Origin of the sequence: Halobacillus salinus, from assembly GCF_004684905.1 — a bacterium.
Classification (GTDB): Bacteria; Bacillota; Bacilli; order Bacillales; family Halobacillaceae; genus Halobacillus; species Halobacillus salinus.
Window position 1 is genome coordinate 244,435 of record NZ_SRJC01000003.1, and the last position, 25,552, is coordinate 269,986.

Annotated in this window: 26 protein-coding genes and 1 riboswitch; of the genes, 8 read left to right on the forward strand and 18 right to left on the reverse strand. The window is 46.9% G+C overall.

The genetic code is table 11. The annotated features are described in order from the left end of the window. Window positions 1–160: 160 nt before the first annotated feature. The 4 genes from E4663_RS13690 to E4663_RS13705 all read right to left on the reverse strand — a co-directional run bounded on the left by E4663_RS13690 (window position 161) and on the right by E4663_RS13705 (window position 3,735). Window positions 161–790, reverse strand: a complete 630-nt coding sequence (locus E4663_RS13690; RefSeq protein ID WP_135328027.1) for a class F sortase — start codon at window positions 788–790, stop codon at window positions 161–163. A gap of 48 nt (window positions 791–838) precedes the next feature. After that, a complete protein-coding gene (locus tag E4663_RS13695) occupies window positions 839–2,170 on the reverse strand; it encodes a copper amine oxidase (protein ID WP_135328028.1) in 1,332 nt (443 codons plus the stop codon). A 235-nt stretch (window positions 2,171–2,405) separates the two neighbouring features. Further along, window positions 2,406–3,182 carry an anti-sigma factor gene (locus E4663_RS13700; RefSeq protein ID WP_135328029.1) on the reverse strand — a complete coding sequence of 259 codons (777 nt, stop codon included), beginning with the start codon at window positions 3,180–3,182 and terminating at the stop codon, window positions 2,406–2,408. Next, complete coding sequence (locus E4663_RS13705) at window positions 3,175–3,735, reverse strand: RNA polymerase sigma factor (protein WP_079478144.1); 561 nt, start codon at window positions 3,733–3,735, stop codon at window positions 3,175–3,177. The genes E4663_RS13700 and E4663_RS13705 overlap by 8 nt, the downstream gene beginning before the upstream one ends. 254 nt (window positions 3,736–3,989) lie before the next feature. On the opposite strand from E4663_RS13705, the gene E4663_RS13710 reads away from it, so the two are divergent. From E4663_RS13710 to E4663_RS13720, 3 genes are all read left to right on the forward strand, one after another. Continuing rightward, the gene (locus E4663_RS13710) at window positions 3,990–4,844 is read left to right on the forward strand and encodes an STAS domain-containing protein (protein WP_079478143.1); all 855 of its coding nucleotides are present in this window, start codon (window positions 3,990–3,992) and stop codon (window positions 4,842–4,844) included. A 285-nt stretch (window positions 4,845–5,129) separates the two neighbouring features. Continuing rightward, window positions 5,130–5,308, forward strand: a riboswitch (Lysine riboswitch). Between the two features lie 102 nt (window positions 5,309–5,410). Beyond that, a complete protein-coding gene (gene dapA, locus E4663_RS13715; RefSeq protein WP_168927352.1) occupies window positions 5,411–6,298 on the forward strand; it encodes a 4-hydroxy-tetrahydrodipicolinate synthase in 888 nt (295 codons plus the stop codon). A 398-nt stretch (window positions 6,299–6,696) separates the two neighbouring features. Then, window positions 6,697–7,269: a YdcF family protein gene (locus tag E4663_RS13720; protein WP_135328031.1), complete on the forward strand. Its 573-nt coding sequence runs from the start codon at window positions 6,697–6,699 to the stop codon at window positions 7,267–7,269. Here the strand turns inward: E4663_RS13720 and E4663_RS13725 are convergent. The 6 genes from E4663_RS13725 to E4663_RS13750 all read right to left on the reverse strand — a co-directional run bounded on the left by E4663_RS13725 (window position 7,266) and on the right by E4663_RS13750 (window position 14,813). After that, complete coding sequence (locus E4663_RS13725; RefSeq protein ID WP_135328032.1) at window positions 7,266–8,186, reverse strand: helix-turn-helix domain-containing protein; 921 nt, start codon at window positions 8,184–8,186, stop codon at window positions 7,266–7,268. The two genes, E4663_RS13720 and E4663_RS13725, sit on opposite strands and share 4 nt — an antisense overlap. 148 nt (window positions 8,187–8,334) lie before the next feature. Further along, entirely contained in the window at window positions 8,335–9,870 is a 1,536-nt protein-coding gene (locus E4663_RS13730) for a cryptochrome/photolyase family protein (protein WP_421803815.1), read from the reverse strand. 66 nt (window positions 9,871–9,936) lie between these two features. Beyond that, a complete protein-coding gene (purU, locus tag E4663_RS13735) occupies window positions 9,937–10,800 on the reverse strand; it encodes a formyltetrahydrofolate deformylase (protein WP_079478138.1) in 864 nt (287 codons plus the stop codon). Between the two features lie 152 nt (window positions 10,801–10,952). After that, window positions 10,953–12,881: an alkaline phosphatase gene (locus tag E4663_RS13740; protein ID WP_135328034.1), complete on the reverse strand. Its 1,929-nt coding sequence runs from the start codon at window positions 12,879–12,881 to the stop codon at window positions 10,953–10,955. Window positions 12,882–13,011: 130 nt separating this feature from the next. After that, on the reverse strand, window positions 13,012–13,653 hold the full coding sequence (locus E4663_RS13745; RefSeq protein WP_135328035.1) for a YczE/YyaS/YitT family protein: 642 nt from the start codon (window positions 13,651–13,653) through the stop codon (window positions 13,012–13,014). A gap of 332 nt (window positions 13,654–13,985) precedes the next feature. Next, a complete protein-coding gene (locus E4663_RS13750) occupies window positions 13,986–14,813 on the reverse strand; it encodes a DUF2268 domain-containing putative Zn-dependent protease (RefSeq protein ID WP_135328036.1) in 828 nt (275 codons plus the stop codon). A gap of 120 nt (window positions 14,814–14,933) precedes the next feature. Here E4663_RS13750 and E4663_RS13755 point away from each other — a divergent pair, with 120 nt between their 5' ends. After that, window positions 14,934–15,167: a hypothetical protein gene (locus tag E4663_RS13755; protein WP_079478134.1), complete on the forward strand. Its 234-nt coding sequence runs from the start codon at window positions 14,934–14,936 to the stop codon at window positions 15,165–15,167. Window positions 15,168–15,241: 74 nt separating this feature from the next. Beyond that, entirely contained in the window at window positions 15,242–15,367 is a 126-nt protein-coding gene (locus tag E4663_RS13760) for a YjcZ family sporulation protein (RefSeq protein ID WP_079478133.1), read from the forward strand. Between the two features lie 48 nt (window positions 15,368–15,415). Here E4663_RS13760 and E4663_RS13765 read toward each other — a convergent pair whose 3' ends face one another. From E4663_RS13765 to E4663_RS13780, 4 genes are all read right to left on the reverse strand, one after another. Continuing rightward, complete coding sequence (locus tag E4663_RS13765) at window positions 15,416–16,120, reverse strand: class I SAM-dependent methyltransferase (protein ID WP_135328037.1); 705 nt, start codon at window positions 16,118–16,120, stop codon at window positions 15,416–15,418. Between the two features lie 488 nt (window positions 16,121–16,608). Further along, on the reverse strand, window positions 16,609–16,791 hold the full coding sequence (locus E4663_RS13770; RefSeq protein WP_079478131.1) for a hypothetical protein: 183 nt from the start codon (window positions 16,789–16,791) through the stop codon (window positions 16,609–16,611). A gap of 21 nt (window positions 16,792–16,812) precedes the next feature. Beyond that, window positions 16,813–18,264: a sodium/pantothenate symporter gene (panF, locus tag E4663_RS13775; protein ID WP_135328038.1), complete on the reverse strand. Its 1,452-nt coding sequence runs from the start codon at window positions 18,262–18,264 to the stop codon at window positions 16,813–16,815. Further along, entirely contained in the window at window positions 18,261–18,518 is a 258-nt protein-coding gene (locus tag E4663_RS13780) for a YhdT family protein (protein WP_135328039.1), read from the reverse strand. Before E4663_RS13780 ends, panF begins: the two co-directional genes overlap by 4 nt. Window positions 18,519–18,757: 239 nt before the next feature. Between E4663_RS13780 and E4663_RS13785 the strand changes: the two genes are divergently transcribed. Further along, entirely contained in the window at window positions 18,758–20,098 is a 1,341-nt protein-coding gene (locus E4663_RS13785) for a sugar porter family MFS transporter (RefSeq protein ID WP_135328040.1), read from the forward strand. Window positions 20,099–20,228: 130 nt separating this feature from the next. Here E4663_RS13785 and E4663_RS13790 read toward each other — a convergent pair whose 3' ends face one another. The 4 genes from E4663_RS13790 to E4663_RS13805 all read right to left on the reverse strand — a co-directional run bounded on the left by E4663_RS13790 (window position 20,229) and on the right by E4663_RS13805 (window position 23,209). After that, complete coding sequence (locus tag E4663_RS13790) at window positions 20,229–20,687, reverse strand: thioesterase family protein (RefSeq protein ID WP_079478128.1); 459 nt, start codon at window positions 20,685–20,687, stop codon at window positions 20,229–20,231. 13 nt (window positions 20,688–20,700) lie between these two features. Further along, on the reverse strand, window positions 20,701–21,654 hold the full coding sequence (locus E4663_RS13795; RefSeq protein ID WP_135328041.1) for a 3-hydroxyacyl-CoA dehydrogenase NAD-binding domain-containing protein: 954 nt from the start codon (window positions 21,652–21,654) through the stop codon (window positions 20,701–20,703). Between the two features lie 2 nt (window positions 21,655–21,656). Further along, window positions 21,657–22,544 (reverse strand): beta-keto acid cleavage family enzyme, encoded by an 888-nt coding sequence (locus E4663_RS13800; protein WP_135328042.1) that lies wholly within the window; start codon window positions 22,542–22,544, stop codon window positions 21,657–21,659. A gap of 110 nt (window positions 22,545–22,654) precedes the next feature. After that, entirely contained in the window at window positions 22,655–23,209 is a 555-nt protein-coding gene (locus tag E4663_RS13805; protein WP_135328043.1) for a TetR/AcrR family transcriptional regulator, read from the reverse strand. Window positions 23,210–23,404: 195 nt separating this feature from the next. Here E4663_RS13805 and E4663_RS13810 point away from each other — a divergent pair, with 195 nt between their 5' ends. Beyond that, entirely contained in the window at window positions 23,405–24,022 is a 618-nt protein-coding gene (locus E4663_RS13810; RefSeq protein ID WP_135328044.1) for a TetR/AcrR family transcriptional regulator, read from the forward strand. 5 nt (window positions 24,023–24,027) lie between these two features. Beyond that, complete coding sequence (locus E4663_RS13815) at window positions 24,028–25,500, forward strand: MDR family MFS transporter (RefSeq protein ID WP_079478123.1); 1,473 nt, start codon at window positions 24,028–24,030, stop codon at window positions 25,498–25,500. The last annotated feature ends 52 nt before the right edge of the window (window positions 25,501–25,552 follow it).

A 25,552-nucleotide genomic window follows, 5' to 3' on the forward strand; every position in this document is an offset into this window, starting at 1 on the left:
TCCAAAACCTTATGAAAGTTTAGTGTGAACCTCTTAAAACCGAGCCTGCCACCATCAAGCAAAGTATGTTGCCAGAGTGGCGCACGCATGTATCACGGCATAAAGAAAACCCGAATTATTAATTCGGGTTTCTTCGTAATTATATTTTTTCCTCAACCTCTTATGAACTCTCTTTTAACTCCGTATAAACAACAAGTCGGTCCTGATGACCACCATTATTCCGTATATACTCCCCTGTGCAAGTAATCAACTTCAACGTCTTCCTCGCCGTATAACCAAAAATATCTTCAACAGGAGCATCATTCTGAGGGAAAACCTCCCGACCAGTAACAACAAAGGTCAGCTCTTTTCCGCTTTCCCCGGTTATCTTCACTTCATCCCCTTCTTCCATATTCTGAAGATGATAGAAGACAGCCGCCCCCTCGGTTTGTCCGACATGCCCAGCAAGGACGGAACTTCCCTTGGCTCCAGGTTTTGCACCTGGTTCAAACCAGGCAACATTCTGAACGTCTTCTGGTACACCCATTTGTCCGTTTGCTAAAGTCCCTACTTTTTCAATTGAGGTATCTACTCCAATAGAAGGGATCTCCAAGCGGACCGGTGTCACGCTGACATCTTCTTCTTTCAGAATGGGATCTGCATACATGCCTTGTTTTTTCTTCTGTAAACCTTGGGTCGCTTCCTCTTGGGACTGTTCATCCGCAGGTGGTTCTTTCGTTGCGGAGGACGGCGATTCATTCGTGCTGCAAGCGGCTAACAGAATGATAAGAAAGAAAAGGATTCGTCTCATAGTGAATAGCTCCTAGATAGAAAAAGAGAGGGGATCCCTCTCTCCTTCTTATTGTTCTGATTTACGGATGAATAGAGTAGTTGTCGCTAGCAATGCCAAGATAGAAGCGAAGATCCAAATGTTGTTGGAATCAGCTGTTCCGCCCATTCCTGTATCCGGCATCTCAGAAGGCATGTCAGATGCGAACTTGTCTGGGAATTGTGCTACGAAACCAGAAGACAATGCCTTGGATGCACCGAACATATGTGCATAAGCATTACGCAAGTTCTCATACGTCGCTGTGTAATCTTCGTCTACATAGCTGTCAAAAGTACCGATTAGTTGATCGACATGCTCTTGAAGGTTACCAGCAAGTACATCTGCATCCAATTCGCCTTCCGTTGCTGTTTCAAGGAACTGGGAGAAGTCCGCACGATACTGTGTCAGAGCCTGCATCGCTTCTTCTTTCTTCTCTGCATCATCTGCGCCTGTACCTTCTACATAAGAAACGAAGTTACCGATATGTCCAGACCACATTTCTTTAAACTGAGCTCCAGCTTCTTCTCCGTAAATGGAAGAGATCGCTGCTGCTAGGTCATCTGTGTTGTTGGATAGAGCTTGTACAGAAGCATCAAAGTCTTCAGATCCATCGATTCCATTCTGCATTGCCATTGCAGCAAGACCAGCGTGTTCACTTAGTAGGTGGTTCAGGTTGGAACGAAGGTCAGCAGCTGGCGTAACCGCTTTCGTGTTATTGAATTTATCTGGGAATTGGTTCACGATCGCACTGGATAGACCTTTACTTACCCCATACATGTGGTTGATCGCTTCACGCTCATACTCATAAGCTTTCTCGTAGTCTCCTGCTACGTAGCTATCAAATGCTCCGATCAATTGTTTGACGTGCATTTGAAGTCCTTCCGCTAGTGCGTCTGCTTCTAGGCGTTCATCTGTAGCAGACTCAAGGAATTGGGAGAAGTCTTGACGGTATTGATTCAATTCGTCTAAAGCCATCTGCTTCATTTCTTCATCATCATTAGCTGTTCCGTTAACATAGTCCACGAAGAAGCCGATATGATCCGTCCACATTTGACTGAACTGTTGGCCTGCTTCTTCGCCGTAAACAGAAGCAATCGCTCCGGACAAGTCTTCTGTGTTAGCGGATAGTGCTTGTGCAGATGCTTTAAAGTCTTCTGCACCTTCAGCACCTTTTCTCATCGTTTCCACTGCAAGGTAAGCGTGCTCACTTAGTAGGTTATCTAATGTAGATCGAAGTTCCACCGCTTCTGTCGTTACGGAAGGTTTCGCATGATCTTGCGCGCTCACTGTCAACGTCGTCGGAATCAGTAGAGATACACTCAAAGGTACAGCTAGAAAAGCATTACGTACGTTCTTGTTCATTGAAAATCTCTCCTTTGTTTTTTGTTTATTCACTAAGCTATCGGGAGAGAAATCGAATTGGATCACTTTTCTCTGAAAAAATTTATAGAAAGTTGTTTAAATTGGTCGACACATCTCCTATAAACACCTTCACGAAGGGATTCTATCGATGAAATAAAAAGTTTCAAAAAAACTGATCCACTCTATTTATCATGAAAAAAAGCCTGAAACCGACGAGTGGTTTCAGGCTTTTCTATTACAAGCTGGAACTCAAAATGACTTCCCCTTGTGGTGTCTGACTTTGTGCATTAGGTTCTTTCGAAATAGCTACAGCATCCCAATCCAATTCGGAGGGTAACTGATCCATAGAAAAGGCAACAGCTCCTTCTCCATTCTGATTGGCGACAAATGTTCCGGCTCTGTATGGCTCATCCCCGTTCAGCAACCATACTTGATAAACCTCATCACCTTGTAGAGGTTCCAGTTGCTCGGCTTGTAACGTGAGTAGCTGGCTACCATTTTGACGAATCATCGCAGCCGATGCTCTCGCAGGAGTGGACTCCCCTTCAAGACTCACCCGCTGATTCACTTGATCCGTACTTTCTACTGCTGGTGGCTCCGAGACCGTCTCTTCTCCCCCTGTTAATGCGAACACATTTCCGACCAAAGACGCGACCAGTGCAGCGGCCAATCCGCGCATTAACCACGCTTGGCGATTCGATCGTGTCGGTCTATCTACTTCCCTGCTGGAATCTTGTTCGAGATGTTGCTCCAACGGAACGACATTCTCTTCTTCCTGTGATTTCTCTTCTGTCTCTTCCTCTGCAAAAACTGCTCCCAACACTCGGTCTTTCATTCCTTCTGGAGGATCGACCGGTTCCGAGCTGAATGGCAGGTCATCAGTTAAAGATCGGAGTTCTTCTATTTCTTCTCTACAATCTTCACATGACTCTAAATGACGTTCGAATTGTTCCTTTTCCCCTTCGGACAACTCATCATTAAAATAATCTAAGACTTTCTCGCATTCACGCATCACGAATACCTCCTTTCACAGTAGCTAAGTTTTTTCTCAGATGTTTCAAAGCAAGCCTTAGCCTGCCTTTTACTGTGCCTAGCGGCAAGTCGCATTCTTTTGCAATCACGCTTTGACTGCACCCCTTGAAATAGAATAAATCGACGATCTTACGTTGCTCATCTGATAATTGGTCGAGGGCTTTTCTAATAGTAGAGCTTTTCTCCTTCCACTCGACGAGGTCTTCTACTGACTCACTCTGCTCCTCTGGAACGTCCGTTTCCTCTTCCAATGAAACAGATTCTTTCTTAGAACGAATGATATCGATTGCTGTGTACCTTGTGATGGTTACAATCCAAGAAGAAAATTTCCCTTTCGTATTATCGTACTTGGCTTTTTGCGTCCATAATTTGATGAACACTTCCTGTAACACTTCTTCTGCTAATGAATGATCAGAGGATAATTTGATGACGAACGAATAGAGGAGTTTCTCATATTTATCATAAATCGCTTCTAACGATTGTTTATCGCCTTCTATCATCTTCTGATAATACTCAAGATCACGATTACTCATAACACACCCCTTTTTCTCTGTGATTAACGCCATCATAGCACACAATATCCTTAGGGGGCTTTACATAGCTATCGTAAAAAAATCCGATTTGGATCACTCTTTTTAAGAAATCCTTTCGTGTGAAAGCGACATTTCCCGGGAAATGAGTAGAAAATTATCGAACTATTTCCCTTTTAAACATCCCTTTCACTCTACGCCCTCACGTCGTTATGCTAGAATAGTGATAGATTTCACTTAGAAAGGGGGCCAATAGGATGTCTGAACAGCAACAATTTACATCTTCCGAATTTGGTTCACTCCGAAAGGCATCACAAAAAATGTTCCGAGCGATCACTAGTCATTTAGGGGTCAATACAGCCTATGTAACCCATAAAGGCCAAACGGCCATGACCGTTCTCAGCTCTTTTAATGAAAAAGAGGAAATAGTCGAAGAAGGATTATCCGTAGAATACAGCGACACGTTTTGCAGGCTTATTATAAACAATAAAGATTCCGCTCTCAATGCGATCAACCTGCAGAAGGACGAATTCGCTAAGGAACTAGAAGCGACGGCCGAGTTGGAAGTGAAAGGGTTCCTCGGTGTTTCCCTTCTGGATTCGAAGGGGGAAGTGTTCGGTACTCTTTGCGCACTAGACAAGGAAGAGAAGGAATTTTCCGATGAAGATGTGGACTTTCTGAAATCAATGTCCGAAGTCCTTTCCTATTTGATTGAACTGGATCAAACGCATTACCATATGGGATTCTTGAATGTTCCGATCATCCCGATTACGAAAGGCGTCTCTGTCCTGCCTCTTCAAGGTGTCATCGATGACACGAGGTCAGGAATCATCATGGAGACGGTGTTGAACCATGGAGCGAAACATCAAATGTCGTACTTCATTATCGACTTATCCGGACTCGTCATCTTAGACAACCATTTCCCGACCGTTTTGAAACAGCTTGTCCAGTCCCTGCAGTTGATGGGAATCGAGACGATGGTCACAGGAATGACCCCCGAAATTGCCAAACTTGAAGTAGCTAGTGAAGCTTTTCATAATATCAACGTCAGAACTGTCGTTGACCTTGAATCCGCTCTTGAACGGATCGGCTTTGATTTGACAATGAACTGACCCCTCAACTTCCTTTTTATGTAAATAATTACCTGTTCGACAATATTAGACGTTTATGTGCGACAACAATCGTGAATATTTACATAAAAAAAGGGGATGCAAATGGATAATCTCAAAGACTTGTTCGAACATATCATTCAACTTTCGGAAACGGACGAGGAATTGTCCTCTCAAGATGCCATCGATGAAATGATACAACATTTCCAAAAATAAATCTTGTTCTCGAATGGAATTTTTGCTATATTTGAACTAATTAAATACTTTTCTTATTTCAAATAACCTTGAAGTAAGGATAGAGGTGCGACAACCATCAGTAAGCATGAGGAGGAGAATGAGATCCTTGGATTCATGTGGAAAGGGGAAGTCGCCGAAGTGGACGGAATCTCATGTTCCGAAAGCTGGTTCTTCGATTGAACAGATCGGGGACTGTCATATAGGAAACTATATGGAGGGCTATCTTACGCAGGAACGAATTTTGTTTCTACGGCAACAACGAGCCCTCGTTGTTGCCTTTTTGCTTTTCTAGGACCCCTCCACCCGAAACTAATATTAAAAAAGGGTGTGAAATGATGAATTTTGGTCATGTATTAACAGCTATGGTGACCCCATTCAATCAAAGCGGAGCGGTGGATTTTGACAGAACGGACCAACTCATCGATTATTTAATCAGCCACGGATCGGATGCACTAGTAGTCGGTGGAACGACAGGTGAGTCCCCAACTTTATCAACCAATGAAAAAGTGAGCCTCTTCCAGCGTACGGTTGCGAAAGCGAACGGGCGAGTTCCGATTATCGCAGGGACCGGATCGAACAACACCCACGCTTCTATTGAACTGACAAAACAAGCAGAAGCAGCAGGTGTCGACGCCGTCATGCTGGTGGTACCCTACTACAATAAACCTACACAAGAAGGCTTGTTCCAACACTTCAAGACGATAGCAGAAGCTACGAATCTACCTGTCATGCTTTATAACATCCCGGGCCGAAGTGTCATCAACATGGAACCGGATACCGTGGTACGCCTGTCTCGGATTGACAATATCGTATCGATCAAAGATGCAAGTGGTGACCTCGATGCGATGACAGAAATCATTGCCAGAACACCTGAAGATTTCTCCGTATATAGCGGCGAAGACGGACTAACACTGCCTTCCCTTGCCGTCGGTGCAAACGGAATCGTATCCGTCTCTGCTCACGTGCTTGGTGACGACATGCAGCGCTTGGTCGAAGCCTATCGTTCAGGCGATATCGGGTATGCGGCGCGAATTCACCGCAGACTCCTGCCGAAAATGCAGGCGATCTTCTCTGCGCCAAGTCCAGCGCCTGTCAAAGCTGCCCTGAACCAGCGTGGTGTCGAGGTCGGTAGTGTACGCCTTCCTCTTTTGCCTTTGACGGAGGAAGAAACGACAGATCTTGTGAATATATTGGACGCTGAACTTGCAGGTACCCACTAAAAATGCCTCTCTCTTGTAATTCAGGCAAAGAATAGCTTTATATTGTGGCCCATACTTTGAGGGATTTGCTCATTAAGTGAGGTTTTGTTCGCACGAATTATGGCAAAGTGGGCTTGAAAACGACGAGACTCCTGTGGGAGGTACGGGATAGGCGAGATCCCGCAGTGAGCAAAGCGAACGAGGAAGCTCGGCACTCGCCCACGGAAAGCGAGTTGTTTTCCAGCCCGCGAAACACTATATTCCATAACAAAACAGTACTCTACACTTAGTCAACAATCTGAAAATGCCTCCCCTATATGAAGGGGAGGCATTTTAAATATCTTCCGAAAGAAGGTTTGCAACTCTTTCATCCGTGTTATACTCCAATTAACAAATAATAGAAAAGGAACATTACCAACATGACTAAATTAAAAAAAGTACTCTTAACCAGTATCATATGTCTAGTCTTGATGGTTCTCGGGACAATTCTGACCTTCTTTCTTCTCGGGCGTTCCTTTTTGGTCATCGATGACAATCCCGAAGAGAATGCAGATGCTATCATTGTCTTGAGCGGAGGTGCAGGAAGACTCAGCTATGCGATGCAATGGTATGAGCCAGGCACACCTGTCATCCTGACCAATTCCACTAAATATGCGACGACCAGAGAACACGCCCTCGAGCTCGGCATCGACTCTTCAGACATCATTGAAGAACCGGAAGCGGAAGATACTTATACGAATGCAACACTAAGCAGAGCCATCATGCAAGAAAAAGGATTCAACTCTGCCCTCGTGGTGACAAGCGATTATCATACCAGAAGGACGAAGATGACCTTCAACAAAATCTATGACTCTTCCGGCATCGAACTGAGTTATGCCGCTGCACCATCTCACTTCTCAGAAGACGGTCCCATGTCTAGATCCGATCACTTCACAGCCGTCAGCGAATATTTGAAACTATCCGGTTACTGGCTGACGCTATTCATCTTTTAACGGTAGTTCTCAAGTTCCTTGATACGACGCGACATGCTGGACGGGCTAACGCCGAACTTCTCCGCTGTCGCTTTTTTCGTTACGCCTTCAGCCGCTATGAAATCAAGCGCTGCTGCAAAGACTTCAGGCTTACGGATGTTTGGCGTTTCCGCATCACGATAGGATTTCCAAGTGTCTTTCACTTCTCTTGAAGTAGATTCATCCAGAAGCGCGAGAACTGAGTCTTCTTCTGTACTTTCTTCGGTTTTCGCCTGAGCTTCCTCTTTTCCTTTCAGCCATACTTTGAACTGATCGGCCAAGTTTTTCTCAAAGTAATCGTGGCTCTTCTGATTTTCTGTCAGCAGCGTCCAATAAAGCTCGAATTGCTTCTCATCTTTCGGAATGGCAATCGGCATGAATTGATGGACGTTCCCCCACTTCATAAGGACACCGAAGTAGTACGGCGCAGTTTCGATGTCTTCTAGAGGAATCGATTCTTTTTCTACCATATAAGTGGCGTCATTGAACATACTCTTGATCTGTACGCCCTTTTCTTTAGAATCTAGCGCAAACACGCCAGCAGCCGGTTTCGTCCAGGCTTGAAGCGATTCTTTCGTAAGCGGTCGTTTGGCCGTCTTCATTTCTTCGTTTGCAAACTCCTCCATGATAGACGTTCCACCCTTACGAGCAGTGAACACACTATCCTGAAGTAATTGGAAAAACTGTCCGATCCGTTCTTCCTGAGTATTTGGCGCTTCCTTAGGCAAATAATCTGGATAAACGTTCACTAAATAATCTTGATAACGCTGGAACGCTTGGTCCAGTTCATCTTTCACCGCTTTACCCGGGAACTCCACTACATTTTCATTAATACAACATTTCTTATATTTTTTCCCGCTTCCACATGGACACGGGTCATTTCTACCAACTTTTTGCATGGTGTAACTCCTCTCGTTCTCCTAGTTGTCCGTACATCATTATAAAGCAATATCGCCAAATGGACAAAGGGGACAGGTCATTTGTCCCTTACCAAATTATAACGCGAAGCAATAAGAAATAAAGGAGTGGGACAAATGCCCTGTCCCCCTAATGGAGTCCGCCTTTTGCGAGCTGTTGTTTGAGCGAGCGTGATTTGCTTCTCAGTGCTTCTTTATCTTCTTCCTTGCGTTTATTCCACTGGCTGTAAATGAGTTTCATGCGTGGGTTATCACCGAGCTTATCCTCATGCCGGTCGAGGAAGTCCCAATAGAGAGCATTGAACGGACAAGCATCCTCCTCCGTCTTATGTTTCGGGTTGAACGGACACTCCTCACAGTAATCACTCATCTTATTAATATAGTTCGCCGATGACACATACGGTTTCGTCGACAACACGCCGCCATCTGCATAGAGCGCCATACCGAGCACATTCGGCAGAACGACCCAGTCATACGCATCGACGTACATTTCATTGAACCAATCCGAAGTCTGCTGAGGGGATATCCCGAACAGGTTCGCGAAATTACCGAGCACCATCAAACGTTGGATGTGATGATTGTACCCGACATCGACAACTGGCTTGATCGACTGCTCCATACACTTCATTTTCGTTTCGCCTGTATAGAAAAAGGAAGGCAAATCCGTATCGTGATCGAACACATTCACCTTTTTATACGCGGGCATCTTCTTCAAGTAAATGCCGCGCATATACTCTCTCCATCCGACCACCTGACGTATGAACCCCTCGACTGCATTGAGCGGGGCTTCCCCATCATAATAGGCTTGTTCCGCCTTTTCTATAACTTCTGATGGCTTCAGGAAACCGATGTTGATGGCGGAAGACAGCACAGCATGGGACATGAACGGCTCATCCGTCAGCATTGCGTCTTGATACGTTCCGAACAGCGGCAGCCTGTCAGAGATGAATTGGTTCAATGCCTTAAGCGCCTCTTGCCTCGTCACCGGCCATATGAACGAATCGAGTGAACCAGGGTGGTCCCCGTAGTTTTCTTCTACTTCCTCCATCACCTGTTTCGTCATTTCGTCTGGTCGGAAGGTCCGCTTCTTCGGAAATTCCATATCGCTTTTGGCAGGCTTCCGGTTTTCCTGATCGAAGGACCACTTCCCGCCAATCGGAGAGTCGTCCTCCATCAAGATATCGAAATCCTTCCTCATCTTGCGATAGAACGCATCTGCCTGCCACGGACCATCTCCAGGAAGACGATCCTTCACTTCCTCTTTTGATAACAAAAAGAGCGGACGCTCCTCTTCATAATGGACAGTGATTTCCTTAGGAACTTCTTGTGCCCATTTCTCAATCGCTCTCCTCATCCGATCGTCCGTCACATGTGTCAGGTGAACTTCTCTAGAATCGTACGCCTTCTTATGTTCCTCCCACCCATCACGGAACGAATCTGCTTTTCTATAATCGACAGTGTATCCTTTATCTTTCAGTTCCTCTGCAAAATGACGCATGCTAGAGAAAATAAACGTCAGCTTCTGCTTATGATACGACTGCCACAGCGCACGTGACTTGGCCTCGACCATTAAGATTACGTCGCTCTCCTTATCCGCTTCTTTTATAATAGGAAGATCCATGCACAACTGATTGCCGAAAATCCATCTTGTACTCAATTCGATCACCTCTGTTCTACCATCCCCTTTTTCCCAACAACTGAACCAAAAAAAGACCCGTCCGAGGACGAGTCATCAGTTGAATACAATCGTTTTGTTATCGTGGACGAGAATGCGGTCTTCCAAGTGCCATTTCACTCCACGCGTTAGAACGGTACGCTCAATCAAGCTACCTTGTTTCTTCAAGTCTTCCACTTGATCACGGTGATCGACACGCCCCACATCCTGTTCAATGATCGGCCCTTCGTCCAAGTCGTTAGTGACGTAGTGAGATGTCGCTCCGATCAGTTTCACACCCCGGTCATAAGCTTTCCTGTGCGGGTTAGCTCCGATGAAAGCAGGCAAGAAGGAATGGTGGATGTTGATGATTTCCGCCGGGTACTCGGACACAAACTCCGGAGTCAGAATCTGCATATAACGAGCGAGCACGACAAGGTCGATGTCATACTCCTTCAGCAGCTCGATCTGTCTCGCTTCGACTTCTTTCCGGATCTCTTTATTGGCTGGAATATAAAAATACGGAATGCCGAACGACTCGACGATGTCCCTACCTGTTTCATGGTTGCTGATCACGAGTGGAATATCTGTATCGAGATTACCGCCTTCCCACTGATAAAGCAGTTCACGAAGACACGTGACGTCCTTTGATGCGAAAATCGCCGTCCGCTTGCGGTGATGTAAGAACGACCACTTCCACGTCATTCCGAACTTCTCTGCCACGGGCTCGAAAGCCGCTTTCAGTTTGCTCTCTTTCGCTTGCAGTTGATCCCCTTCGATGACAAGACGCAGGAAAAAGCGTCCTTCTGACGGGTCGGTTGTGTATTGATTCGACTCTACGATGTTGGCTCCGTTTTCATAGAGTAGGGTTGATATAGCTGATACGATGCCGGGCTGATCGACGCAGCTGACTAAAAGCCTGGCTCTGTCTTGATTCTTCATAAGATCCACCTTTCTGTAGGTATTGCCCTATTATATAGCATCTTGGAGGTGGATAAAATGATAAATGTGAGCCCCTTCCGTTTTATTTATAAACTCAACAGTTTGATAGATTTATAGAAAAAGCCTGCCTCCCAAGGAGACAGGCACAAGACTTATTTAGTTGCTCGGTACAAGAATACAGAGAACTGCGCACGGCTTACTTCATCTTTCGGTGCGAACGTGCCATCTGTATGTCCTGTCGTAATTCCGTTCTGGTAAAGTGTCACAACATCTTCCTTGTGATAACCAGCAATCTTCTCTTCATCTTTGATTTCAACGTCGGAAGAGTCACCTTCAAGGTCAAAAGCACGGACAAGGACACTTGCCATCTGCTCACGAGTCAGAGAATCTTTCCCGTTGAATTCCCCTTTGCCATTTCCTTCGAAAATGCCAGCTTCTTTCGCTGCAACAGCCGCTTCATAATAAGGGCTCGATTCGTCCATGTCAGAGAACGGCGTTTCTTCCGTGTTCGTCGCCTCAAGATCTAGAGCTCGCATAAACAGAAGTGCTGCTTGTCCGCGGTTAAGGTCAAGATCCGGCTTGAACTCTGTCTTGCTGTACCCTTTGATGATGCCGTCGCGATAAAGTTTCATAATCTCTTCATAGCCGAAGTCGCCTTCTTTCACGTCTTCAAACTCAGATCCTTCGTTCTCCCCTTGATCATCATCGTCACCAGCATTGTTCTTCAGAATTTCGAATAATTTGTTCGCTTGATCCGTGTTATCGATCAATCCAGCAAACTGATCAGACCCTGGGCCGAATGCGTAGACAGGTACGTCCACTGCTGTGTGGCCGCTGGACGTCCAGCCAGTACCGCTTCGAACATCGAAAATGCGCTCGATGGCAGCGTCCACGTCACCTTGTACTTCGCCTTCTTTAGCATTCTTCTCTGCGTCGAGAACAGATTGAAGTTCATCTTCCGTCAGATCGAAATCAATGTACTGTTCAAGGATGGATTGAGCATCTTCTCCACTCGCAATCTGTTCGGACATCCAGTCTGGCGTACGCTTTGCTGCTTTAATTGGAGCAGGATCGAATTCGTATGGACCACGAGCTCCGATTGATAGACCACCAGTAGAGTGGTCAGCTGTAGTGATCACTAGAGTATGTTCGTCCTTGCGAGCATATTCCATCACCGCCTCGAATGCTTGAGCAAAGTCTTCCATCTCACTCATCGCGCCTACGACATCGTTATCGTGGCCGGCCCAGTCGATTTGGCTCCCTTCTACCATAAGGAAGAAGCCGTCTTCATCCCGTTCCAATTTTTCAATTGCAGTCGTTGTCATTTCTTCAAGGGACGGTGTTTCGTCTGTGCGGTCGATCATTTTCGGTAGGCCGACAGGTGCAAACAATCCAAGCACTTGGTCTGCGTCAGATGCCATCATTTCTTCACGACTCGTCACGTAGTCATAACCATCGTTTTGGAATTCTTCCGTCAGGTTACGGTCGTCACGATCGTAATAATTTGTTCCGCCACCAAGCATGACATCGAATACGTGCTCACCATCAATCATATTGTCGAAGTAATCATTGGCAATCGCGTCGTAGTTTTTACGGCTGGCATCATGAGAACCGTACGCTGCAGGAGTCGCGTGGTTGATCTGGCTCGTCGCAACAATACCAGTTGATTTGTTCGACTTCACCGCGCGTTCGATGATCGTCTCTGCTTCTGATTCATCGTTATCGACACCGATTGCACCGTTATACGTCTTGATTCCGGAAGCCATAGCGGTCGCCGCTGCTGCAGAGTCTGTTATGTCTTCTACTGGGTCATCAGGATGCGTCGTCTGCATCCCTACTAAGTATTCGTCAAAAACAGTCGGATCTAATAGAGTATTAGATTGATCAGAATCTGCCATATGACGGTATCCCGTCGTGTATGCCGGTCCCATTCCATCCCCGATCATGAAAATGACGTTTTCGATCTCGTTATGTTCCTCCGCGTTCGTAACAGCAGGCTTCACGCTCAAAAAACCAGTCGCCGCTAAGGTAGAAGCTAGTGCCACTTTGCACAGCTTTTTAATTTTGTCGTTGTTAAACATCGTACAACCTCCCAAAAATTTGATTCCCTATTAAAGTAACGCATTATTGTAAATCTACTGTGTACTCTATGTAAATTAGAAAAAAGAGGAAAAAAGAACGACTTTGTCGAAACAAAGCCGCCCTTTTTTCCTAATAATAGTATGGTTCAAATCTCTCTTTATATTGTGGGTGAACTTGATAATAGAGTCGATACGTGTAGCCGTAGAAAAACTGGATGAACGTTCCGAGAAACAGCACACCAGCAAGCGTTCCGAGGCCGACCGGACCACCGATGATCAGCGCGACGGTGGAGGTGGATATAGCGATGAGCGTCTGGCTGACACGTAGGCTCAAGTTGAATTTCTCCGCGACGACAAGGAATAGCTGATCGACTGGCGCACGTGGCAACTGAGGTAAAATGTAAATAGCAACACCCAGTGCAGTGAACGCAACGCCGAAGAGCAGCATGACACCTTGACTCATGAATGGTGCGGTACTCATGTCGAGATTTCGGAACACGACCTCAAGCCAAAAGTCCAAGATCAGACTTTCTAATACTAAGGGCAGTAGAGCTCTCCATTCCGGAGCCTGTTTCATGAGCCATCCGTTCACGAAAATGAACAGAAGCTGTGCGGCTGCGTACCAGAATCCGACCGTCAAACCGAATTGGTCGGAGAGTCCGACGAACATAGCTGTCCAGAATCCTGCGCCTAAAGTAGCATTAATGATAAGTGCGACACCAAAGAAATTTACAAACATACCGAATATATAAATGGATAGACGATAAGCCATCTAGATCCCTCGCTTTCCTTCCCCTGGTTGAAGGGGTCAACCTTTTCTTGAAGTTGATATACATACAGATTCATCGGCCCTCTGAATAGGCCATCCCAAAAAGTGGACGACACAACGAGAAATAGACGGATAAGCGGTAGATCGTAATGGACCACGCCTTACCTAACTATTTTTCTCGGGGAATTATATTAGTTGAAAACGGCACTCGTCAATCGATGAAACTCTGACAATTTCATCCATTTTCAACGCTCCATCCAAGGGCATTTCTTCCCGCCTATCTTCCAACCTCAAACTTACTTTCTCATGGGAAAACCCACCGCTATGGGTGGGTTTTAGGAAAAGGCAGAACCTTTGATGATTTCTTTCGCACTTCGCTTCGTCATCGTCCCGATTTTCTCGTTAGGATGGGCTTCGTGGTAGCTCTTCACAATCCGGTAGCCCATTTCATAGCCGATCCACTGCGGGAGACGTTTGCGGCGGTTTCCATATAAATAATCGGTATGATTCTCTTGCCCTTTCAACTTCAGATTAGGCAGGAAATGTTTTCCCCAAATCTTCTTCAAGTCTTCCTCCTTGTGATGATCAACCCAGTCCGCTGTGTAATCCTCCCCATACTGATCATAAACAGCATACTCTGCCATCCCCTCCAGTACGACGGACTCCATCAAAGGAACCGTTTCAACATCCACTCTTTGTGCTCTCAACCGGCAGACGTGATGGTATTCATGGGCCAGAATAGAACGCCAATCTTCCTTTTTCTCCGGCCGATCATAAAATAGATAACATCCTTCTTTGAAAGCGACGCCGCCCTTATTTTCCCGCTCTCCCATGAACGCTTGATGAATAGGATAAACGTACAACGGCACATCTGGACCGTTCCATTCTTTTCTAAGCCTACGAAACTCTTTATTTACTTTCTTGTAAAATTCTTCTTTCTCCCAATCTTTCAGTAATTTCTCGACCCTCTTCCACTGATCGCCGTGGAAAAGACCATACACCATCATGAACTCTTGAATCTCCTCTGAACTTTTGTCTGAAAACGGATGAGCGCTTGGATCGCATAATACTTCTTTCTGCAGCCTAGTAGAAGATGAAAAGCGGGATTGCTTACACTTTTCTATGAAAAGGCGCAAAGGTTTACGGGTGTCGATGACTGGCATACATAACTTCCTCTCTAGTTATTCGTGGAATTCGGACTTGCGTCTAAACAAAAGTCGCTTCCCTCTCATAATCTATGATGAAAGATCTTTATTTAGTAAAGAAAAGGAGGTCTTCTAATAATGTCTCAAGCTATGTATCATCGTTGCTGCCGATTTCAGGGAAGAGAAGTGGCTTTGACGGATCGCGACGGACGCGTTCACTACGGTACGATTACCCGAGTGGACCCTAACTACGTCTGGCTCCGTCCTCGTAGAGGTCCAGGTGGATATGGATACTTTTACGGTGGATTCGGCGTTCCGTTTGCTTTAGGTGCAGTCACAGGGCTCGTTCTGGCATCCGCCTTTTTCTGGTAAGAATAGGCGTTTGTACTGCCAGAATGGTTGCTTTTTCATAAGCTAGTCATAAAGGTACGAAAGGAGAGATTTCCATGGGTTACGGCTGCGGCGGATACGGCGGCGGTTACGGCGGTGGATATGGTGGAGGAAGCACATTCGTTCTTATCGTAGTGCTTTTCATCCTTCTTGTCATCGTTGGAGCTAGCTTCTACAACTAATCTATTTAAAAACGCCCCACTCGATGTGGGGCGTTTTGCATTACATAATCACTTTTGGCAGAGATAGACGCGATAACTGATCGGCCGGTCATCTTGCAGAATCCAAGCCGTGTGCTGGTCCCATAGGTCGAAAAGCTTCTCATCCAGCTGCTTGGAAGGGTTCAAGTCAGACACAGCCGTTTCTTCAAGACCAGTCGGCGTATAATACACTTCAACCGTCGAGAAGCCTGCCTTCTTGAAATAATCCTCCCACCCATCTTCATGCAGCACCTTCGCCACTCCATAAAGCTTGCTGATTTCATCGAACGCTTCCTCACTCAAAGCACGGTCCGCTGTCATTTCGATTGCAAGCAGATAACCATCGTCCTTCAATACGCGGGACAGTTCCACTAACGATTTCGTTATGTCGGTAAAGGCGAGGACGGACTCAGACAAAATGAAGTCAAAGCATTCATCAGAAAAATCCAGGTTCTCGGCATCACTCTCGAGAAACTGGACAGGTGCGGACGGGTCCTGCAATCTCGAATTCGCTTTTTCAACCATCACCGGATGACGGTCGATCCCCGTAACGTTCCACCCGAACTTCTCATGCAAATAAACAGCCGTCTGCCCTGTACCACAACCGACTTCCAACATGTCTTTCACATCGGGAAGCTCAAGTTCCTGAAAAAGTTTTTTCGTGAGCGGAAGCCCCCCAGGATGAGCACCGCCAATTCCGAACTGTGCTAATAAATCAAGATAATCGTTGCTCATGATTCACACTCCTCGATGTAATGTATGATGCATATCGAAGAGTGTGTTTGTATCATGCAGAAGGAATCATCTTAAGTTAGTTTAACCGTTCTTAATTATATGTAGCGTGCAGCGGGCCGGAAATATACAGTGCTACCAAAACCAAATGTTTTTGGTAGCAGTTATACAAAGCATTAGTCACTATTGGCTTTTAAATGGACCGAGAGATAAAGAGGTTCCTCTATATCTTAGTAGAGGTGTTGGAGAAACGAGTAGACTCCTGTAGGGTCGAAGTACAGCGTGAGACCCCACAGTGACCGGAGGGAGCGAGGAGACTCCTTTATTAAAGGAGGTTCGAGCTAAGGCCGCCACATCACGTGGCAACGTCGAACGACCCAACGTCATGTTGGGCCGGAAAGCGAGTTATTTTCCACCCCACGGTCCACTCTTTTATAACAGAACCTTCTTCTAAAATTAAAAAAAGCCCTAGCAAAGCTAGGGCCCTTTGGTCAATATTTCTTCATATTCTCCGAAAACTCCCGCATATCTTCATCAGGCTTCAACTCAATCTGTTCCTTCTTCCGCTCCACTACTCCAAAAGTTCTCCCTTCCTCATCCTCGATGACACGATCTCTTCGGCCATCGCGATGCGGAGATGGGTTGACGTGGGTGTTTTCTGAATCCTTCGGCATGACGGATCATCCTCCTTTTTCTTAATGTGGTTGATCCGTCAAAGGATTATGCGAAACCTGCGTCATCATACTTCCCAAAATATAAGCGATCAAGGATAAAATGATCGGAAAGACAACGTTGTGAACGCCGAGCAGGCTCGGGAAAAATTGATCGATGATGATGTACGAAGCGATTCCGACGACCATGGAAGCAAGCGCTCCGTATTTGTTGCCTTTCTTCCAATATAGCCCGAGCACAACCGGCCAGATGAACGTCGCTTCCAAGCCGCCGAATGCAAACAAGTTCAGCCAGATCAGCAAGTCAGGCGGGTTCAGAGCCATCAGGAATACGAAGATACCGAGCACCGCCGTAACCGTGAAGCTCCATTTTTTCACTGTAGCATTCGTCGCACTAGGATTTACGTAGTTCAAGTACACATCTTTCACTACTGCCGAACTGACGAGTAGCAGGAGCGAATCGACTGTCGACATGATGGCAGCCATCGGAGCGGCCAGTACGAATCCGGCAAGCCACGGCGGCAACACTTCCTGCGCAATCATCGGCATCACTTTGTCACCCACTTCAATCCCAGGCAAAATTGGGCGGGCGAAGACGCCGATCAAGTGCATGTTCAGCATGATGAAGCCGACGACAATAGTCCCGATGATAAGCGCCCGGTGCATGGCTTTCGAACTCCGGTACGACATCGCCCGGACGGTGACTTGTGGAAGACCGACGACCGCGACGCCGACAAGAATCCAGAAGGACGACACATAAGCAGGCGTGAGGTTCCCTTCTGCACCATAAGGAGTGACTAAGTTCGGATTCTCCGCTACGAGATCGCTCATAATGGTTTGGACACCGCCACCGGCTATAATAGTCGCAATCAGTAGCAGCAGCGTCCCGACGAGCATAATGACGCCTTGAACCGTATCCGTCAGGGCGACGGCGCGAAAACCACCGACGATGACGTAGACGAGAACCGAAACAGCGAAGATGAACAGGGCAGTCGTATAGTTGAGACCCGTTAGTGATTCGATCAACCTTGCTCCACCGACCCACTGGGCTGCCATAGCCGAGAATAAGAAAATGATGATACTGAATGCAGCAAGTAATACAACCGCCTTACTCTCATATCTCCCTTTCAGAAAATCGATCAACGTGACCGCTTTGTATTTTCGGGCCATGATCGCAAACTTCTTCCCAAGGATCATCAGGACGAAATAACCCGTCACAACTTGAGACATCGACAGGAGCACCCAGCCGAGCCCTTCTGTATAGGCGACACCAGGTCCGCCGATGAAACTACTGGCACTTCCATATGTAGCGATCATCGTCATGGCGAGTATGAAGCCGCCAAGCTTACGCCCTCCGAGGAAGTACTCTTGCAAGAATGAATCTTCCGGAACCTGATTCAGTGAACGGCTGGACCAGAATCCGATAATGAAAATGATGATTAAAAAAATGAATAAAGACACGACAACCGCGTTCACGACGATTCCTCCTCATCAAAAGGAACCTCGACAAACCACCATCTGACGACGATGATGACAAGTGCGACCATTACTAAAAACCCGACAATGCAACTGTAAAAGAACCACGCCGGAAAACCGAATACATAAGAATAGTCCTCTGGTGACGCGTCACCGAGGCCATAGGCAAAGAAAAACCACCAGCCGAAATTAAACAACGCAAGCGCCACACCGATCAGCGCCTCCCGATTGGCGATTTTGAATCTACCATCCATACCTCTCAACTCCTTCCGTACCCACTTTACCCCCTCCCCCTCCTCTTTGACAAGGGGACAGGGCATCTGTCCCACTTGCTCCATACCTCTGCTGATCCTTGTTCTGCTCCCATTTCCAGTACAGGAAGTGTGCCGGGACAGATGCCCTGTCCCCAACAAAACCCCCGAATGACGTTTCCAATCCATGAATTGGTGGAATTAGGAAGTTGGATGCAGCTTATTGAAAAGGTGGACTTGAAATGAATAAGAACTTAAGTAAAGGATGGATATTCTTCTTCGGTGCCTTGGGTGGTTTGCTATATGGATATGATACAGGCGTCATTTCAGGGGCGCTTCTGTTCATTTCGGACGATATTCCATTAACGAACTTTCTCGAGGGGCTCGTCGTAAGCTCCCTGCTTGTCGGGGCAATTGCCGGAGCCGGCATGAGTGGTTACGTGTCGGACAGATTCGGACGGAGACGAGTCGTGTTTGTCATTGCGCTCATTTATATCATAGGATCACTTGTGCTGGCGTTCGCTCCGAACGTTGCCATTCTCGTAACAGGGCGAGTCATACTCGGTCTCGGAGTCGGAGGTTCGACCGCCATCGTACCGGTGTACTTATCTGAAATGGCTCCAACGGAACAGCGTGGGGCGCTCGCTTCTTTAAACCAACTGATGATCACCATCGGTATCGTGCTCGCCTACTTCGTCAACTATGCGTTCACTCCGATTGAAGGATGGCGCTGGATGCTCGGCTTAGCAGCTGTCCCTGCACTCGTCTTGATGATCGGTGTCATGTTCATGCCGGAAAGCCCGAAATGGCTTCTTAAACAGAACAGGGAGAAAGAAGCCCGTAAAGTGATGGGGATGACACGGGACCAGAGTGAGATTGATGACGAAATCAAGCAAATGAAGAAAATCGAAGCTCAAAAAGAGAGCACATGGGACGTACTAACTTCCAAATGGGTTCGCCCGATGTTGCTAGTCGGTGGCGGTATCGCCGTGCTCCAGCAATTCATCGGAATCAACGCGGTCATTTACTATGCGCCAACCATTTTCACAGAGGCAGGTCTTGAGAATTCCGCATCGATTCTTGGAACCGTCGGGATCGGAATTCTGAACGTATTGATGACACTCGTGGCCATTGCGACAATCGATAAAGTCGGACGGAAGAAATTGCTGCTGATCGGAAACGTCGGTATGACATTGAGCTTAGCTATACTTGCTACGATCTTATTTACTCAAGAACTGACGACCAGCATTGCATGGCTAACCGTTGTCTTCCTAGGATTGTTCATCATATTCTTCTCCGCAACTTGGGGACCGGTCGTATGGGTGATGTTACCTGAGCTCTTCCCACTGAAAGCGCGTGGTGCAGCAACTGGTTTCACAACCTTACTATTATCACTAGCGAACTTGATCGTATCGTTGTTCTTCCCGATTCTACTCGGAGCGATCGGAACCGCTATGGTATTCGTCATCTTCTCCGTCATCGGCGTGCTCGCCTTCCTATTCGTCCTGAAATTCGTACCAGAAACCAAAGGACGAAGCCTAGAACAAATCGAAAACGACTTACGCGGCGAAGGGACAGGTTAATCGTCCCAGCCGGGACATTGGGGACAGGGAATCTGTCCCTTTTGTTATGTCTTCTTTCATGAACCTCGGATCTACCTATAAGAACAGAAACTATGCGACATAAAAAAGGAGGGACAGATGCCCTGTCCCCCTATAACCCGATTTGTCTTCCGACTTGTTTGGGTTGTTCTTCTGTTTTGGTTTGTTCGTACATGGTTTGGATCGATTGGGTGATGGAAGCAGGGAATGGTGCTGGACGCCCTTCGTTCTGATCGATTCCCATCAACATCTCCTCTTGTGTGGAAACAAGCTTCCCTTCTTCATTAAACATGCTGAGAAACAGGTGCACACGTTTGGCATCATAATTCAATACACGAGCAGTGATATGGAACGTGTCCCCTTCATGCATTTCTTTCAAATAGCATGTGTGCGTCTCGAGCGTGAACATCGTGTAACCGTACTTCTCACGCGCCGCTTCATCTAGGCCGATGAAGTCGATGAAAGCGTCAGTAGCAAGACTGAAAGCACGATTGTATTCTGCATCGTTCATGTGCCCGTTGTAGTCGACCCATTCACTAGGCACTTGGTGCGTAAATTCATAGGAAGTCATCCAATTCTCCTCCTTATACTTGCGTTTTATTCTTCTCTTGCGGCCAATACTCTTGTACAAGTTCATACAGTTTGACCAAGAATTCATTACGGTTTTGATCGAGTTCTGACATCGTCATGCCGTTCGACTGCTGCTCACAGCCTTCGACCACTTTTTCATAAAGCTCATCCGTAAGTTCCGGTGCTTCAAGCTTCGTCCATGGCTTCTTAAGCGCCGGACCGAACTGCTTGAGCATATGACGCATGCCGCCTTCTCCTCCAGCCAAGTGGAACGTTAGGAACGGACCATACTGGGCATAGCGCATACCGGCACCGTGAGTGAAGGCTTTGTCGACTTCCTCGGTGGTTGCGATTCCTTCATTTACGATGTGAAGCGATTCGCGCCAGATCGCCTCGATCAGACGGTCGGCAATGTGTCCTTCAATTTCATTCCGAACATGCAGGACACTCATGCCCATCCCTTCATAGAAGTTCTTCGCGTTCGCAATATTCTCTTTCGTCGTCTGCTTACCACCGACCACTTCCACAAGTGGCAAAATATAAACAGGGTGGAATGGATGCGCGACGACAATGCGTTCTGGATGCTGCAGGTTCTCCTGCAATTCTGTCGGCATAATTCCAGACGTACTAGAGCCGATCAGCGCATCAGGCTTCGCGTACTGATCGATTTCCTTAAGCACCATCTGCTTCAGATCTTCGCGTTCTGGTACATTTTCCTGAATGAAATCAGCGTCTCGAACCGCCTCTTCAATGCTACCTGCAAACGTCAAACGGTCTTTCGAAGCTCCATCTGCAAGACCAAGCTCCTCCACATATGCCCAGGACTGTTCAACCGCATGGCGCATGCGTCCCTCTGCTCCTTCCGCTGGGTCGGTTGCGACAACGTCATATCCACTCGCAAGCATCCGGGCGATCCACCCGTTTCCGATTACGCCTGTCCCTACGACAGCTACGGTTTGGTTGGCCATGATTATTTTCCTCCCTTCGGATTAAGCAAGTTGAATTGTTCTCTTGCTTCTTGAGGAGTCATCGGTTCCATGTCCAATCCGTTCAGCATCGTGACCGCTTTGTCCACGAGCTGTTCGTTACGAGCAGGAACGCCTTTGGATAGATAAATATTATCTTCTAGACCAACTCGGATGTTTCCGCCGAGCATTGCTGTTTGAGCCGCCATCGGCATTTGCATACGTCCGATTCCGAATGCAGACCATTGCGCATTTTCAGGAATACGGCCTTTCATATACTGCATCGTCTCAGCATCCGCAGCCGCTCCCCAAGGAATTCCTAGGCAGAATTGGTACATCGGATCGCCATCGATCAACCCTTCTTTTACAAGCTGATTCGCAAAACGGATGTGACCAGTGTCAAAGCACTCAAGTTCCGGCTTTACGCCGCTTTGTTGAACGAGCGCCGCCTGTTCACGCAACCAGTCTGTCGGGCTTAGGTAAACCATATTGCCGAAGTTCGTGCTTCCGCAATCAAGTGTACACATCTCTGGTAAAAGTTCTCCGACCGGTGCGTGACGTTCAGTTGGTGTCTGCATGTCCGTTCCGTCCCCACCAGCTGCTGGTGTAGCAAGACTCGGGATGAAATCTCCGCCTCCGCCTGATGTGATGTTGATAATGACATCTGTCTCTGATTCACGGATGCGGTCGACAATCTCACGGTAATGCTCGACATTATGGCTGATGCCACCTGTCTTCGGATCACGGGCATGAACGTGCGCAACCGTCGCTCCTGCTTTAGCTGATTCAATCGCTGATTCTGCAATTTCTTTTGGCGTTACAGGTACATGAGGATTCTTTTCTGTAGTCGCTCCTGCACCTGTCACAGCCGCTGTTAACAATACTTTGTTCATATCGATAACCTCCTCGGATTTTTTAACTAGTTGAAACTATACCATCTGGTCGGTTTAGTTTCAACACCTTCCACTAAATAAAAGCTCACAAAAAAACCGACTCCTATTTTTCAGGAGTCGGTTTCTTCTTTTCGGTACGTCCGTTCCGTCAGGCGTTCCAATACTTTTGTTCGTAAATCATCCGAGAGCGGCCCAAGACCGAAGATTTCAGACAGCCAAAGTCCATCTACTGCAAGCCGTAATATCGTCGCATCCACTTCATCCAGTCCATCTCTCTCCATGTTTTCCTGCCACGAGGCATACGTATTCTGAAGTGGCTCGAGCAATTCCGGATTGATCCCCTGGGCAGCTAACATGCCGGAAGATAACGTCCGGTTCTCAACGCCTTTATCATGCATAACGTTAATAAACGACCTCGCCCACTTCCCGGTATCCTCTCCGTCTTTTTCAACGAATGCTTCGACATTCTCCCGGTACATATCGTTCATATGTTGGACTAGTCCTTTAACCAGGGCTTCTTTTGATGAGAAATGGTACAGCAACCCGCCTTTGCTGATCTCCGCGCGTTTGGCGACAGCATCCAGCGTCAAGGCGTCACTCCCCTTTTCTTTCACGATTTTAGCCGCTGCTTCTAATATCAATTGTCGTTTCGATTGTCTTGGCATATAAAGCGTCCCCTCATTTTCACGTTCATTTTCACTTATCGTACCAATCTCCTACGAAACGGACAAGGTTGCCCTTATAAAAAAAGAACATGACACGGTGTCACTTTTCTGTTGACTTTCCCTTCTACGTGCCTTAAGATAGCATAGTATCCGAACAAAGTGACACCGTGTCACACGGAAGGAGAATGGCATACAATGCCGAAGCAAACGTTTTTCAATTTACCAGAAGACAAACAAAAGAAGTTGATGGAAGCAGCGCGTGTCGAATTCTCAAGAGCTCCTCTTCATGAGGCGTCGATCTCTAATATCATCAAGAAATGCGGCGTTTCCCGCGGCAGCTTTTATCAATATTTCGAAGATAAGGATGACGCGTTCTATTACTTGCTGAAGCAATACACGAATGAACGCCAGGAACGATTGATGCTCTTATTAGATGAGCACAACGGTAATCTGTTCGAGGCGATGACGATCATGTTCCAACAGACGCTCGATCGTTTCGAGAAAGAAGAGAACCGTTCCTATTTCAAGCATGTGTTCTTGAATATGAACCATAAGATCCAGAACACGATGGCGTCTGGCGAGAAGGAAAAAGACTTTCCCGATCATCTATCCGTCATCCAAGAACATGTAGACGCTGATCTACTTCAAGCAGATAGCGAGAAGGAGATTCGTCACACGATCCATCTCGTCCGTTTACTCATGTTCCATACCCTCGTCCGTCACTTTTCCAAAGGATGGACAAAAGAAGAAGCATTCGAGACGTTCACGTTAGAACTGAACTTGATGCGAAAAGGATTAGAAATGAAGGAGTGAAACAAATGGCTGAACAAACGCAACATGTAAACAGCACAGAAGAAAAACCGATCAACCGTATTGCCATTGTCTCAGTATTATTAGTCAGTGCTTTCGTCGCTATTTTAAACCAGACGTTACTCAATACAGCTTTACCTAACATCATGGAATCGTTGAATGTCACCGCGAGCACGTCCCAGTGGTTAATGACAGGCTTCATGCTCGTGAACGGTGTCATGATTCCAGTCACAGCCTTTTTAATTGAAAAATTCACAACAAGACGGTTGTTTTTCACGGCGATGACTCTATTCACCATCGGTACGGTCGTTGCGGCGCTATCACCGAACTTCACCGTCTTACTGATCAGCCGCTTGATCCAAGCGAGTGGTGCCGGAATCATGATGCCGCTGATGCAAACCGTCATGCTGACCATCTTCCCGATTGAAAAGCGCGGGACAGTAATGGGAATGGCAGGACTCGTCATCGCCTTCGGACCGGCAATCGGACCGACGCTTTCCGGGTATCTAGTTGAAGAGTATTCCTGGAGAACACCATTCATCGTCATTATCCCAATCGCACTATTATCTATTGTGTTCGGTGCCTTTGCGATGAAGAACGTTACCAAACAGACCAATCCGAACATCGACGTACTATCGATCATCCTATCCACGTTCGGTTTCGGGGGACTGCTATACGGGTTCAGTAGCGCAGGTAACGGAAGCTGGGGGGACATCGAAGTCTACGGTTCTATCCTAGTCGGAGCGGTTTCCTTGGCAGCCTTCATCATCCGCCAGTTCCGTCTGGAAAAACCGATTCTCGAATTCCGTGTCTTTAAGAATAAGATTTTCGCACTTGCTGCTGTCATCACGATGATCGTTATGATGTCCATGATCGGCGCAGAACTGCTGATCCCGATTTACATGCAGACGATGCGTGGATTCACAGCCTTAGAGTCCGGTCTTCTCCTCTTACCAGGAGCGATTGTGATGGGTGTCATGTCGCCGATCACGGGACGTATTTTTGACAAAGTCGGGGCAAGGTGGCTTGCTATCACAGGTTTGACCATCATCGCCGTAACGACATTCGAACTGTCCACACTAACGGCGTCCACGACTTACACGTTCATCATGATCATCTATGCGATCCGGATGGCTGGGGTTTCCATGGTTATGATGCCTGTTTCCACTTCAGGCCTGAACCAGCTTTCCCAAGAATGGATCCCGCACGGTACAGCGATGAACAACACGATGCGTACCGTCGCTGGGTCAATCGGGACAGCATTCCTAGTCACGATCATGACGAATGCATCCAAGTCCTACACGCCAAGTGCAGGAGAAACACAACAACAAATCATGTCCAACGCGATGATCCACGGTATCAACAAAGCATTCTTTGCAGCTACCATCATCGCCATCGTCGGATTAATCCTTTCCTTCTTCGTCAAAGGAAAGAAAAAAACACAACAACCAACAACCGAAAGCCAACTTCAAACGAACTAATGCAAAGCGGGGACAGGGCATCTGTCCCTGCTTTTTTTTGAAACGATTTTCC